The organism is Ferdinandcohnia sp. Marseille-Q9671 (genome assembly GCF_976954385.1).
The window spans coordinates 2,177,910-2,191,294 of sequence record NZ_CDRJTA010000001.1 but is presented as its reverse complement, the minus strand read 5'-3'; the positions used below and the strand labels follow the sequence as shown (position 1 = coordinate 2,191,294).

The window sequence follows — 13,385 nt, the reverse complement described above, 5'->3', positions numbered from 1 at the left end:
ACATGAAAAAAATGCTAGGTTTGCTATTTTTGGTTCTCATACTGTTAGCTGGCTGTGGACAGGAAAACGAAACAAGCGATAATGAAAAGACAAAAGGCACGGATAAAGAACAAGAACAAGTCACCATTAAGGTCGCATCATTAATTCCGCCGATGACTGATATTGTTGAGCTTGCTAAACCGCAACTTGCAGAGGAGGGCATAAACCTCGAGCTTGTTGTATTAAGTGATAATGTACAGCCGAATAGTGCACTTGCAGCAGGTGAGGTCGATGCAAACTTCTTTCAACATGTTCCTTATATGGAGGAATACAATCGAAATAATGATGCAGATTTAGTTCCGATTGTGCCAATTTATTTTGCGAATTATGGTGTGTATTCAAAGGAATACGATTCAATGGATGATTTACCTGAAGGTGCTGTAATTGCAATCGCGAATGATATTTCAAATGTTGACCGTTCATTAGCGTTGTTAGCCCAACATGATATTATTACGTTAGAAGAAAAAACAGGACCATATTATACACAAGCAAATATAACGGAGAATCCAAAAAACTATAAGTTCGAAGAAGTCGATCTGTTAATGTTAGCTAGAATGTATGATGATGCAGATGCAGTAGTTATGACACCTGCGTATGCTGCACCACTTAATCTAACACCGAAAAGTGATGCACTGCTAACGGAGGGAATCGAGAATGATTTTGCAATTACGTTAGTTGCACGTAAAGATAATGCAGATACTGAGCCAATTCAAATGTTAGCAAAAGCTATGACAAGCCCAGAAGTACGCGAGTTTTTAGAAAAAGAGTATGATGAAACTGCCATTCCGGCATTTGAATAGGAGGTATAGAATATTGAGTAAATTGCCTAATTGTCCAATGTGTAACTCAGAATATACTTATGAGGATGGAACACTTCTTATTTGTCCAGAGTGTGGTCATGAATGGACGTTACAAGGTGACCAGGAACAGGATGAGGACAAGAAGATTGTCAAAGATGCAAATGGGAATGTGTTACATGATGGAGATACGATAACAGTCATTAAAGACCTCAAGGTAAAAGGTAGTTCATCCGTATTAAAACAAGGTACAAAGGTAAAAAATATTCGATTAGTCGACGGAGACCATGACATTGATTGCAAAATCGATGGATTTGGACCAATGAAACTAAAATCTGAATTTGTTAAGAAAGTCTAACGAAATAGATTTTTCTATATAGAAGTGTCAGGGACAAGTAATTGTTCTTGGCACTTTTTTTAGTTAATAGGTAAATTAATTTGAAGTATACAAAATAGTTTACTTGTATACAAAATGTAAACATCGCGTATACAAATCAGTTTTCATGTATACAAACCTGTACACATGAAGTGGCAGCAACGTGTAAACAGTTTTGTCGCTAATGTTTACGAAGTTGTTTACAAAAAGCGATAGTTTACAAGATGTTTACAGTTTCGTTTCTTTTTGACGGAGCTCATTGAAGTATGTGCTAACGTCCTATACTCTTAAATAAATGGAATAGTCTATATTTCTATTTTGTTTAAAAAAATGAAAAGGGATGATGACATGACTAAGTCTAGAATTGCAGCTGTAGATGTTGGTAATGATTCTATCAAAGCAATCTTTGGGGAGTTAGAAGCTGAATTAAATATTCCAAACATAGTGGCAAGAGATACGGAGGACCGCCCTGTTATTGGAATAGAAGAATTAGATATGAAAGATCCCCTTCAAGGAATACATATTAAGGTACACTCACCTGCATTAAAGGAAAACAATGCAATCTACCGCGTAGGGCATCTAGCAACAAAGAGTGGCAATGCAACTGAATTGGATCCAGGAAGTGCTAAATCAGAAGAAGATCAAACGTTGGTCATGCTTTTTGCAACACTTGCACTAGATGCAGTGAAGGAAGAAAATTCACAAGTTTTCTCACGAGTTAAAAATGTAATTGATGCAAATTATACACTGGGTACCGGTCTGCCGCTGCGCGAAGTGAAGGAAGGTAAGGATACAGGATATCGCTCTAAATTAGTGGGGTCAGTCCACCAAGTAGAGTTTCTTGTAACCCCAAAATACCAAGGTTTGAAAGTAAATCTTAAATTTAATGAAGTAAAAATTTATCCTGAAGGATTTGCTGCGTATATTAATCTAGTAATGGATAATAGCCTTAAAATTGTAAATAAGGATTTAATTGATAAACGAATCATCATTCAAGATATAGGCGGACTTTCGACAGATATTGCAGTTATTAAGGATCGAAATGTCGATGATGATAAAGCACAAGGCTTTAACCTAGGCGTATCGGAATCACTAGAAGCGATTAGGGAAGAAATTAGATCAAAGCATGGTGTGGAATTAGATAGTCGTCGTGACGTAGTCGATATTATTACGAGAAAAAATGATCGAAATCATATCATGGTAAAAGGAAGCAGGACAAGCGTTCATGGAATAACTGATCGAATCCTACTCGAATTAGCGAAGAAACAATATCGATTATTGCGTAATGTTTGGCAAAAGAATTCCCAAACAGAAATTTGCTACTTTGTCGGTGGTGGAGCAAATGTTCTAAAAGAATATATCAAAACCTTAAATAATAATTTGGATGGATATAATATTGAATTCTTTGAGGATGAGAAAGAAAGCATTTGGATGATGGCAAATGCATATTATAAGCTAATTACAGACTATGCTAAGAAACTAGAGAAACAAAAGACACCGCAAGAAACCGTGAAGAAATAATAAGGTGATACTATGAAACCAAGTGAGATTAAACGTGGACAAGCTATTTCATTTCGAGTTCCCTCAGATGTGCCAGATCACCTATTAAAGCATTTGCAAAAGTTGAAGGAAACAGAAAGACGAAATTTTTCAAGTAAAATAGCAGAGTTTGTCATGCAAGGGGTAGGACAGAATTATTCAAGGGAACGCGAGACCATTACAGTTCCTTTACCCCATCGGTTAAGTAAATCACAGCGCGATTGGTTGAAACATGAGCATTCTGAGGCGCTGTTAGGTAGTATTATTTATCATCTATTAACAGATCCAATTCGCACCGCTTCCTTGCTTGCTTCTTTAAACAGTAAATCATTAGATATTAATGAAGCATTATATTTACAAGAAGAGATAGTGAATACGCAAGAAATAGACGTAGGGACAAAGGGAAGTGCACATGAAGAAGTAGCCGTTACATCTGATGAAGAGCCGTTTGATGATGATCTAGATGAATTCGATTGGGAAAAGGCTGTACAAAGTGAGCCGACAGAAATAGAAGAAAAACGTAATGACCAAGAGGAAGATTTAGATAGTTTATTAGGGGATTTTCTTAGTCGTATGAATAAATAGGTATGTAAAGTGTGGAGTCTCACCAAACACAAGGACTGATGTGAGAGTTTCGGTAAGAGACTCCATACTAATTAGGTATATAACTATTCTGTTACTTTTAATGTAATTGTCATTGCTTCATGATCATCTGTAGCACCACAAATAGTTGAACAAACCAACATAAACTCACCTGTAGCATCTGCTGTAAACTCAACTGGGTTTTTGTCGCTAAGATCAATTCCTAATTCATCGTTACCGATTGTATGAACTCCTTCTTCGTTAACTAAATTAAGTTTGACTTTTGATCCCTTTTTGATGGTTAATTCCTTATCTGAAGCAAATTCCCAGTTGGTTGCAGTGATTGTAAATTCCTCTACACCAGAAGTTGCAGTTGCTTCGACAGTTTCTTTACTACTGTCGGTAGTACTCGCTTCCTCATCTGAACCGCCACAAGCTGCTAAGCTTAGTGTTAAGGCGCCAATTGCTACTAATAATCCCCATTTTTTCATTGGATTTATCTCCTTTATAATGGACTAATATGTGTTAAACAAAATTTGATTTCGTTTAACTACTTATATTGTAAGAAACAATTTTTTTGTTTTCTTTGACCTAGGTCAAAGAAATGTTGATAGTTGGGAAGCTTTGAAAATAAATAAATGAGTCTTATGACGTTGCTGCATAAATTTTTTAGATAAAGACTAAATTGAATCAAAATAAGCAGGGGTTTAATGGTTTGTGATATGGTAGACAATAGAAAGAAAGTGAAGGAGGATATGAAGACATGATAAATATAACGATACCAAAACCAGATGTGACAATTACTAAAAAGACGAATCCAGAGTTAAGTAATATTTATGGATTTACTGAATTTCATCTTATCCCTAGAGATAAGGGCGGCATTTATATGTTCTATAATAAGCAGCAGGAGCTATTATTCGTTGGTAAAGCAAGAAAGTTGAGACCGCGAATTAAGAAGCACTTTGAGGATTCTGTATCCCCAATTAAAGAGCATAGAGAAGAAGTAACGAGGATAGAGGTTTGTGTAATTGAGGATCCTGTATATAGAGAGATTTATGAAACGTATATTATTAATGAACTAAAATCAAAGTACAATATAGACAAGGTATTTTATAAATAACGCTGATTATATGTAAAAAGGCAATAAGCATACTTATGACTTCTTATTGCCTTTTCCTATATATCTTGGTGTCCGTTATTTTCTCGCATCCACCAGCATTATTATGTTTCTTACCATTCTTTTGGCTCATATTCTAGTTCTCTAAATAATTGAGTTTTCTCCTTCTTTGTTAGATCTCTCCATTGTCCTGGTGGAAGATTCCCTAAATGAATATTCATGATACGAATTCTCTGTAATCGATAGACTTCATATCCCAATGCTTCACACATACGACGAATTTGGCGATTTAATCCCTGTGTCAGAATAATATTAAACTCAAATTGTGATATCTGTCTAACTTTACAGGGAAGAGTTTTTGTCCCTAAGATTTTTACACCCTCTGACATCTTTTTTAAAAATTCAGCCGTTATTGGTTTATCTACCGATACGATATATTCTTTTTCATGCTTACCTTCTACACGTAAAATTTCGTTTACGATGTCACCATCGTTCGTAAGAAGAATTAATCCCTCAGAGTCTTTGTCTAATCGTCCGATATTAAAAACGCGTAATGGATGATTAACCAAATCCACAATATTGCCCTTTACTTTTTTTTCAGTTGTACTTGTGATACCTACAGGTTTATTTAAAGCAAGATAGACATTGTTTCTTGCCACACTAATGCGTGAGCCATTAACCAGAACATCATCCCCAGGTTCTACCTGGCTTCCTATTTTTGCTCGTTTACCATTGATTGTGACTCTACCATCACTTATCAACTTATCTGCCTGCCGTCTAGATGCGATTCCAGATTCGCTAATATATTTATTGATGCGCATGTTAGACCATCCTTACGTGAGAAGTAGTATATTCTATTATTTGGTTAAAAACCCCATTTAGATACATAGGGGTATATCATATTTCGCATTTTAACCCACCTGCAGATTATAAACGAAAAATATATGTAAATCTATAGCAGATAAGCTAGGTCACGTATTATAGGACTCCATATGTAGTGTATAATCTACATAATAAGAAAATTAGATTACATGGATGGGGGCTTATAATGAAATTTACAGTTTCGAAAGAATGGCTCATTGGGGAACTGCTAAACAATGAGGTAATAATAGTAGATTGCCGGTTTGAACTAGGTAAACCTGATAAGGGAGAAACGCTATATCTAGAAAGTCATATCCCTGGTTCCTTTTATTTCGACTTAGAAAAACAGTTATCAGGACCTGTATTAGAACATGGAGGAAGGCATCCACTTCCGGATTTGGAGCAATTTAAGGAAGACGTTGAGAAGGCAGGAATTGACCATTCAAAGATAGTTATTGCGTACGATGATGGAGATGGCCAGTATGCGTCTCGATTTTGGTGGTTGCTTACTTATTTAGGGCATAGGAAAGTATTTGTGTTAAATGAGGGCTACGAAGGTTGGATTCGTGCAGGCTATGAAACGACTAGGAAAGTGCCTGAGAGCAAGTCTGCTGTATTTGACATGCAAATTCAACATGATATGCTGGCATCTTATGAAGATGTAAAAGCCATTGTTGAACAAAAGAAAAAGTCTCCGATACTAATTGATTCAAGAGATGAAAGCCGCTATCTTGGTGAAGTGGAACCCATAGATCGAATTGCAGGACATATACCAGGTGCAATAAATAAAAGTTGGACAGAAGGTATGGAGAAAGGGACATTTAAAAATAGTCAAGAACAGAAGAATAGATTTATTGAACTTGAACAAGACCAGCCTGTTATTGTCTATTGTGGATCAGGAGTAACGGCCACTCCTAACTTTATCTCATTAAAAATAGCTGGATTTAAAAATGTAAAGCTATATGCAGGAAGCTATAGTGATTGGGTGTCATATCAAGAGAATCCTGTAATAAAAGGAAGAGAGCAATTTATTGAAGAATAAGAGCTTTGTCGTCGTCTAGGAGGAAGACCCTAAACATGGAAAAAGGTCTAATTGGATGACGATTTGATTATTCTTACGTATACTTTTGGTAAAAAGCTAAATGGACGGTGAAATAGTAAGTGAAAAATATAACAGTTGAAAGCTTGGTTCAAAGGTTTTCGTTAAAGGTTCTGGCAGGTGAAGATCAACTACAGAAATTGATTGCGCAACCACGAGTGCATCGTCCAGGCTTGGAGTTTGTTGGTCATTTTGACTTTTTCCCAACAGAGCAGGTTCAAATATTAGGTAAAAAGGAAGTCACGTACTTACATAAATTAAGTAAAGAGGAACGCAGAATCCGCATTGGAAATATTGTAAAGTATCATCCACCTTGCTTTATTGTAACGTGTGGAGAGGAAGGCCTTACCTATCTTAGACAACACTGTATTGAACAAGGGATACCTTTATTAGTCACAAATCAGCCAGAAATCACCTCAGATTTTATTACGAAATTGGATACATTTTTGGTAAAGGAATTAGCGCAAGAAGTGACGATACATGGGGTTTGTATGAATGTATCTGGAATTGGAATCCTCCTGCGTGGAAGCTCTGGGGTAGGGAAGAGCGAGATGGCTCACACTTTGATTCGACGGGGGCATCGACTTGTAGCAGATGATATCGTAGTCCTGAAAAAGCTCAGTCCGCAGACGATTCTCGGTACTCATGACGAGAAGACGAAGGAGTTTTTGGCTCTTCGTAGTATTGGATTATTGAATGTAGTTCGTATGTATGGTCGAAAGGCCTTCCAAGATGAAACTAGGATAACTCTTGATATACATCTAACCAAATGGGAAAAAGATGAGCTATATAATGATTTGGACCAAGAAATACAAGTTACAGAGTATATGGGTGTAAAAATCCCATCTATTGAAATTCAACTCCAACCTGGACGTGATGTAGCGGGGCTAATCGAAGCAGCTGCAAATAACTGGTATTTGAAGCAGCAGGGATACAATGCAGCAGAAGAGTTCATGAGTAGAATCGAAGCAGACATGACAAATGCTAGTATTGACTAATATAAATAGAGCTTCTCATACCAATACGTGAAGCTCTATATATAGAGAAATCCCTCTACAATCTTTCGTAGAGGGATCAAAAACACTAAGCAATGTATTCTTCTTTTTCAATGTCATTGGCTTCTTCTTTAATATAATACTTTCCTTTTGTCACGATTGCCCAAATAATCGTGAGGATAGATGCAAGAATGCTAGCAAAAAATGCTGCTGTGCTTTGTAGGAATGTTCCCATATATCCTAGTGCAGCAACCGTACCAAGACTGCATGAGACCAGTAGCGAACCAACGCCAACTGGGTTCCATTTATGCAAGTACTCTTGTCTAGACTCATAATACCCAGGGCCAATCTTTAAAACTTTCTTAATGAATATAGCATCTGTCACTAAAATGGACGCCCAAGATAATAGAAAAACCCCTTGGAAGGTTAATACAGTATTAAGATGATTTACTATATCGGCAAGCATTAATGCAATTGCCGAAACGCCTGTAACAACGACCCAAAAGCGTCTTCCAGGCTTAAAATGAAACACATTTTCAAAAAAGTTGGAAAGTGATAAAGATCCACTATAGATATTTGTAACATTTATTCGTAGTTGAGTTATCATGGTAAACAATGCACCCCAAATACCAAGCAATAGTACAATATATACTCCTGGATTGGGCTCTCCTAATCGAACACCAAACCAAATTCCGAGTCCGCCCATTACACCGAAACAAAATATCTGTGGGACAAACCCAATTGCGAAACTTCCGATTTTGATGTCCTTAGGTTTAAGGAAGCGAGCATAATCAGACGCAAGTAAAGGTGTTAACCCCATAATTCCGTGCTGCATCCCAATACAGAGTAGAAGGGCAGTACCTCCAACTTGTACATTTTCTGGCATGTAGGACCAAAAGCTTCCGTCATAAATAGATGGTTTCATAGCCGCTACAACAATTGCAGCAAGTAAAAATACCCCGAATAACGGTAATGACCATTTTTGTAATTTATCTAATTGTTTAATTCCAAACCAGTTAAGAGGAATTACAACGGTACCAAAGAATAGGATTAAAGCCCATTCAGGTATACTTGGGAAGAATTCGTGTACCGCTGCAACTAAAATAAGGCCTTCTAGCGCACAGTACATTATAAAGTTAGTAGCGTAAATAATGGAGGTCAAAGATGCGCCAATATAACCAAATCCGCCGCCCCTTGATAAAAGATTAACGTTCATTCCTGATTTTGCAGATAAATATGCGATAAAGGTACCAAGAATACCAGCAACTATTATGGCATAGATTGCAGATATAATGGCGTTAATTGCACCAAATTGGAGTGCCATCACACTCCCCATTTGAAAATAAAAAATAGCTGTTGCAATTCCAAAAGTGATATTCGTAATACTTAGCCAACCCATATTTCTTTTGTTTACAGGGACTCTATCTAATGAATAATCATCACTCAGCTCTTTTTTATGGTTCTGACCCTTACTTGTATCAGATCCCATCTTATCAACTCCTTTTTTTGTGAATGATTTCACAATCATATTACTTTTGAAAAATACAGTTGAATCATTCAATTACCTATTCACTATCATATCAGTTATGGTAGATATCAATCAAATGTGATAAAACAGCATATTTCGGGATTAAATAGGTTGAGAGAACATGAGGTCGTCCTATCCCGCATTTATCTTAGTATTAATGCCGAATGCCGAATAATAAGACAGTAAGCACCTTTAAACGTGCGTTTTTCCAACAGAATGTAGATCTTTGATTTGTCATATTAAAAAAGCTAAGTGTAAAAAGGTACTCTCTTTTACGACATTCATTCAACTTAGTACTTATTTCATAAAACGCCATATTCTTATATTACGATTGATTCAAAACGATATATCGATTATAATTGTCGATATAAAAAAGGGGAGATATAATGAGGCGACGGAGAGGGTTTGTTCAATTTGCGATTTTGCATTTACTCAACGAAGAATCCATGCACGGGTATCAAATTATGAAGGAGTTAGAGGAACGCTCGGATGGTGCATATACAGCAAGTGCTGGTACAGTATATCCGGCCCTTCAAGAATTGGTTGATCAGAATTTAATTGAACTTACGATTGAGTCAGGTAAGAAGGTTTATTTGATTAATGAGAACGGAATCAAACGGATTAAAGAGGCTGCTACTCATGCTGAAGAAGGGTTCTGGAATGAGTGGAAAGAAAGAATGGTATGGAAAAATTCTGAGGAATCCACACAACTACGGGCAGCGCTGGATCGATGGGAAAAAGAACTTAAAAAAGTTGTAAAACATAAGCGCGGCAATCCAGATGGCATACAGGATCTTATTGCTTTTCTTGATGAAATGACCACACGCTTGAAAAAGAACTTTATGGGGTAAGGGGAACATTCATGGGTGCAATAAAAAAATTATTAACGTATATAAAACCATATCTATTTTTTGCTATTTTAGCACCACTTTTCATGTTTATTGAAGTATCAATGGATCTGTTGCAACCCACAATTATGCAAAAATTAATTGATACAGGGATTGCAGATCAAGATAATAGCTACGTCATAAAACTTGGATTAGTGATGTTACTATGTGCAGTGATCGGATTAATTGGTGGAATGGGAAGCTCTATTTATGCCGCAAAAACGGCAGTTAATTTTGCCACTGATATCCGACGTGATGTGTTTAAAAAAACAGGACAATTTTCGAGTCATAATGTTGATTCATTTGGAGCGGGGAAATTAATAACCATTGTGACAAATGATATAACGACAGTACAGCATTCTGTGATCATGACCTTACGTATCTTTGTACGGGGACCGTTATTGTTTTTCGGATCTGTTGTCATTGTTTGGTTTACCGCACGCGAATTATTTCCAATCTTATTAATCACAATTCCAATTTTAATTGGTTTTATTTATTTCTTTTCAATAAAATCCGGAAAGCTTTTTATGAATGTACAAAAAGCAATGGACAAGGTGAATACAAAACTGCAAGAAACATTAGCAGGTATTCGAGTAATAAAGGCATTTGATCGTCAAGAATACGAAAGTTCCCATTTTACAGCCGTTAATAATGCTTTAATGAAACGAAATATGTCAGCCGAGCAACTAATACTAACGCTTATGCCAATCATGATGTTTGTTGTTAATATTGGAATCATTGCAGGGTTATGGATGGGTGTCATCAAGGTAAATGAAGGTACACTTCAAGTGGGTGTTATATTAGCCTTTATAAACTATTTAAACATTATGATGAACGGATTAATTAGTAGTAGCCACGTACTTATGCAAATTGCGCGTTCTTTTCCTTCTGCAGGTCGAATTGTTGAAGTTCTTGAAACAGAAATTGACATTAGGGAGCCTGAAAATCCGTATCCAAGTCATGAGATACAAGGTGAAATTGAATTTAAAGAGGTAAGCTTTAGTTACAGCAAAAATGGAAATAATGTGCTGCATAACGTTTCATTTAAAGCGAAGCCTGGACAAACGATAGGTATTATTGGTTCAACTGGCAGCGGGAAATCAACACTCGTTAAGTTACTGCCTCGGCTTTATGATCCCGATTCAGGGGCTATTTTCCTTGATGGGGTTAATAGTAAAGAATTGTCTCTTGAGGAACTCCGAGCAGCAATCGGATTTGTTCCACAAAAGGCAACCTTGTTTTCTGGAACGATTGAGGAAAATTTACGCTTTGGAAAAGAAGACATAACGAAAAGTGACATGGAGCAAGCTGCTTCTTGGGCTGCTGCATCTGAATTTATTGATAGACTCGATGAAGGTTTTAATCATACCCTTATGCAGGGAGCGACAAATTTATCTGGTGGGCAGAGGCAGAGGTTGTCAATGGCTCGTGCTTTTATTCGCCAGCCAAGAATTCTTGTTCTTGATGACTCGACTTCTGCGATTGATGCGTTATCTGAAGCATCTGTACAACAGGCGCTGCAAAAAAGCTTTTCTACTACAACCGTCTTTATCATTTCATCTAAGATTTCCTCCGTTATGAATGCTGATCAAATACTTGTGTTTGAAGATGGGGAAATAGAGGCTAGTGGAACTCATGAAGAATTACTGACAAAGAATAAGGTTTATCATAGAATCTATACTTCACAGAGTGGAAGGGAGGCTGTTTCAGGATGAGTAAACCATCTGCACAGTCAAATCCCAATATAATAAATAGAGCGCGTGGACCGAGAGGACTTAATGGTCCAGTTGTGAAAGCAAAGGATAGTAAGGGGACATTAAGACGGATTTGGAAGTTGATGAAGGATCAACGAATCGCTTTACTTGCGTCAATTGTCTTTGTCGTTCTGACTACATTATTAAGTCTTCTAGGTCCCTATATGATTGGGATTATCATTGATGACTATATCATTCCAAAGGATATTAAAGGAACAGTTAGATTTTTAGGGTTGTTGACTGTCGTCTTTGTAGCAACAGCATTGTTTACTTGGTTGCAAACCTTCATGATGGTTCGAGTCTCCTTACAAACGATACGGAACCTACGACAGGATTTATTCGATAAGTTTCACACCTTATCTTTAAAGTTTTTTGATAAGCGAGCACATGGCGATCTCATGAGCAGGGTGACAAATGATATTGATAGTTTGAATAATGCATTAAGCCAAAGTGTTATCCAGATCCTTTCATCGGTTTTAATGGTGACAGGAGTATCCATTGCGATGTTTTCGCTAAATTGGATACTTGCCATTGTTACTCTCCTTGTCATCCCATTAATGATTTTTACGACAAAGAAATTAATAAAATATAGTAGTAGTCACTTTATTAAAAGACAGCGTGATCTAGGCGCGTTAAACGGTGTTGTTGAAGAATCTATATCAGGGAATGAAGTCATAAGGCTCTTCGGTAAGGAAGAGAAAATGAATCGTCAATTTTCGGAGATAAATGAGAGATTGCGCCAATCAGCCATGGATGCTGACACTGTTTCTGGATACCTTGGCCCAGTTAATAACTTTATCAACAATCTAGGTCTTGGCCTTGTCATTGCTATAGGGGCATTATTGGCGGTTTATGACCTAACGACTGTTGGTATCATTGGTGCTTTTGTTCTTTACTCTCGACAGTTTTTCAGACCAATTAATCAGCTTTCCAATCTATTAAATATGTTCCAGTCTGCGATAGCAGGTGCGGAGCGAGTGTTTGAGATAATGGATGAAACTCCAGATGTAGTAGACAAGGAAAATCCTATTGTTGTAGATTCCTTAAAAGGTGATGTTACTTTTTCACATGTTCACTTCGGATATGAAGAGGAAAAACCGATTCTAAAAGATATTCATTTTCATGTAAAAGCAGGGGAAAAGATTGCTCTTGTAGGCCCCACTGGATCTGGAAAGACAACCATTATAAATTTGCTTTCGAGATTTTATGATGTAACAAAAGGTGAATTAATGGTAGATGGTCGGGATATTCGTGACTATCAAATTAGTGGATTACGTAAAAAAATTGGTGTGGTTCTTCAAGATACGTTCTTATTTTCAGGAACGATTATGGAGAATATTAGGTATGGACGAATAGAGGCGAGTGATGAAGAAGTAATCGCTGCAGCTAAGATGGCATCGGCACATCAATTTATAAAGCATTTGCCTGAAGGATATCATACGCCAATAATGTCTGGTGGATCCAATTTAAGTCAAGGGCAGCGCCAATTATTAGCCATTGCCCGGGCTATATTGGCGGATTCGGATATTTTAATACTGGATGAAGCTACGTCAAGCATTGATACAAATACTGAGATTGAAATTCAAAAGGGAATTAATCGTTTAACGGAAGGACGAACAAGCTTCATTATTGCTCATCGTTTAAAGACGATTGAAAATGCGGATCGCATATTGGTTATCCACCAAGGGGAAATCATAGAGTCAGGTACACACAACGAGCTCTTACAAAAGAAAGGGTATTATTTTGATATGTATGACAGCCAGTTTAATCTTCGTTCACGAATGAGCCCATCTGTATAATCAAGTTGTGAG

13 protein-coding genes are annotated in these 13,385 nt (G+C 36.9%); 10 read left to right on the top strand and 3 right to left on the bottom strand.

What is annotated here, in order from left to right; all coding sequences use genetic code 11:
- Positions 1-2 precede the first annotated feature (2 nt).
- The 4 genes from ACWNMY_RS10825 to ACWNMY_RS10810 all read left to right on the top strand — a co-directional run bounded on the left by ACWNMY_RS10825 (position 3) and on the right by ACWNMY_RS10810 (position 3,336).
- Positions 3-839, top strand: coding sequence for a MetQ/NlpA family ABC transporter substrate-binding protein (locus ACWNMY_RS10825; RefSeq protein WP_449538236.1), 837 nt, complete (start codon positions 3-5; stop codon positions 837-839).
- Between the two features lie 13 nt (positions 840-852).
- Complete coding sequence (locus tag ACWNMY_RS10820; protein ID WP_449538235.1) at positions 853-1,194, top strand: zinc ribbon domain-containing protein YjdM; 342 nt, start codon at positions 853-855, stop codon at positions 1,192-1,194.
- Positions 1,195-1,560: 366 nt separating this feature from the next.
- The gene (locus ACWNMY_RS10815; RefSeq protein WP_449538234.1) at positions 1,561-2,733 is read left to right on the top strand and encodes an Alp7A family actin-like protein; all 1,173 of its coding nucleotides are present in this window, start codon (positions 1,561-1,563) and stop codon (positions 2,731-2,733) included.
- 12 nt (positions 2,734-2,745) lie between these two features.
- On the top strand, positions 2,746-3,336 hold the full coding sequence (locus tag ACWNMY_RS10810; RefSeq protein ID WP_449538233.1) for a hypothetical protein: 591 nt from the start codon (positions 2,746-2,748) through the stop codon (positions 3,334-3,336).
- A gap of 83 nt (positions 3,337-3,419) precedes the next feature.
- Here the strand turns inward: ACWNMY_RS10810 and ACWNMY_RS10805 are convergent, their stop codons facing one another.
- Entirely contained in the window at positions 3,420-3,824 is a 405-nt protein-coding gene (locus tag ACWNMY_RS10805; RefSeq protein WP_449538232.1) for a cupredoxin domain-containing protein, read from the bottom strand.
- A 272-nt stretch (positions 3,825-4,096) separates the two neighbouring features.
- Between ACWNMY_RS10805 and ACWNMY_RS10800 the strand changes: the two genes are divergently transcribed.
- Entirely contained in the window at positions 4,097-4,453 is a 357-nt protein-coding gene (locus ACWNMY_RS10800) for a nucleotide excision repair endonuclease (RefSeq protein ID WP_449538231.1), read from the top strand.
- Between the two features lie 110 nt (positions 4,454-4,563).
- On the opposite strand, the gene rluF is transcribed toward ACWNMY_RS10800, so the two are convergent.
- On the bottom strand, positions 4,564-5,271 hold the full coding sequence (rluF, locus tag ACWNMY_RS10795; protein WP_449538230.1) for a 23S rRNA pseudouridine(2604) synthase RluF: 708 nt from the start codon (positions 5,269-5,271) through the stop codon (positions 4,564-4,566).
- A gap of 227 nt (positions 5,272-5,498) precedes the next feature.
- Here rluF and ACWNMY_RS10790 point away from each other — a divergent pair, with 227 nt between their 5' ends.
- Entirely contained in the window at positions 5,499-6,353 is an 855-nt protein-coding gene (locus ACWNMY_RS10790) for a sulfurtransferase (RefSeq protein WP_449538229.1), read from the top strand.
- Positions 6,354-6,472: 119 nt separating this feature from the next.
- Positions 6,473-7,408, top strand: coding sequence for an HPr(Ser) kinase/phosphatase (gene hprK, locus ACWNMY_RS10785; protein WP_449538228.1), 936 nt, complete (start codon positions 6,473-6,475; stop codon positions 7,406-7,408).
- A gap of 85 nt (positions 7,409-7,493) precedes the next feature.
- Here hprK and ACWNMY_RS10780 read toward each other — a convergent pair whose 3' ends face one another.
- Positions 7,494-8,894, bottom strand: a complete 1,401-nt coding sequence (locus ACWNMY_RS10780; RefSeq protein WP_449538227.1) for a purine-cytosine permease family protein — start codon at positions 8,892-8,894, stop codon at positions 7,494-7,496.
- A 425-nt stretch (positions 8,895-9,319) separates the two neighbouring features.
- On the opposite strand from ACWNMY_RS10780, the gene ACWNMY_RS10775 reads away from it, so the two are divergent.
- The 3 genes from ACWNMY_RS10775 to ACWNMY_RS10765 are packed head-to-tail and all read left to right on the top strand — an operon-like array spanning position 9,320 to position 13,373.
- On the top strand, positions 9,320-9,784 hold the full coding sequence (locus ACWNMY_RS10775; RefSeq protein ID WP_449538226.1) for a PadR family transcriptional regulator: 465 nt from the start codon (positions 9,320-9,322) through the stop codon (positions 9,782-9,784).
- An 11-nt stretch (positions 9,785-9,795) separates the two neighbouring features.
- On the top strand, positions 9,796-11,535 hold the full coding sequence (locus ACWNMY_RS10770) for an ABC transporter ATP-binding protein (protein WP_449538225.1): 1,740 nt from the start codon (positions 9,796-9,798) through the stop codon (positions 11,533-11,535).
- A complete protein-coding gene (locus tag ACWNMY_RS10765; RefSeq protein WP_449538224.1) occupies positions 11,532-13,373 on the top strand; it encodes an ABC transporter ATP-binding protein in 1,842 nt (613 codons plus the stop codon). The genes ACWNMY_RS10770 and ACWNMY_RS10765 overlap by 4 nt, the downstream gene beginning before the upstream one ends.
- Positions 13,374-13,385 lie beyond the last annotated feature (12 nt).

Coding starts and splice junctions, on each gene's coding strand:
- ACWNMY_RS10825 (WP_449538236.1), top strand. CDS start 3: ATGAAAAAAATGCTAGGTTTGCTATTTTTGGTTCTCATACTGTTAGCT.
- ACWNMY_RS10815 (WP_449538234.1), top strand. CDS start 1,561: ATGACTAAGTCTAGAATTGCAGCTGTAGATGTTGGTAATGATTCTATC.
- ACWNMY_RS10810 (WP_449538233.1), top strand. CDS start 2,746: ATGAAACCAAGTGAGATTAAACGTGGACAAGCTATTTCATTTCGAGTT.
- ACWNMY_RS10805 (WP_449538232.1), bottom strand. CDS start 3,824: ATGAAAAAATGGGGATTATTAGTAGCAATTGGCGCCTTAACACTAAGC.
- ACWNMY_RS10800 (WP_449538231.1), top strand. CDS start 4,097: ATGATAAATATAACGATACCAAAACCAGATGTGACAATTACTAAAAAG.
- rluF (WP_449538230.1), bottom strand. CDS start 5,271: ATGCGCATCAATAAATATATTAGCGAATCTGGAATCGCATCTAGACGG.
- ACWNMY_RS10790 (WP_449538229.1), top strand. CDS start 5,499: ATGAAATTTACAGTTTCGAAAGAATGGCTCATTGGGGAACTGCTAAAC.
- ACWNMY_RS10780 (WP_449538227.1), bottom strand. CDS start 8,894: ATGGGATCTGATACAAGTAAGGGTCAGAACCATAAAAAAGAGCTGAGT.
- ACWNMY_RS10775 (WP_449538226.1), top strand. CDS start 9,320: ATGAGGCGACGGAGAGGGTTTGTTCAATTTGCGATTTTGCATTTACTC.
- ACWNMY_RS10770 (WP_449538225.1), top strand. CDS start 9,796: ATGGGTGCAATAAAAAAATTATTAACGTATATAAAACCATATCTATTT.
- ACWNMY_RS10765 (WP_449538224.1), top strand. CDS start 11,532: ATGAGTAAACCATCTGCACAGTCAAATCCCAATATAATAAATAGAGCG.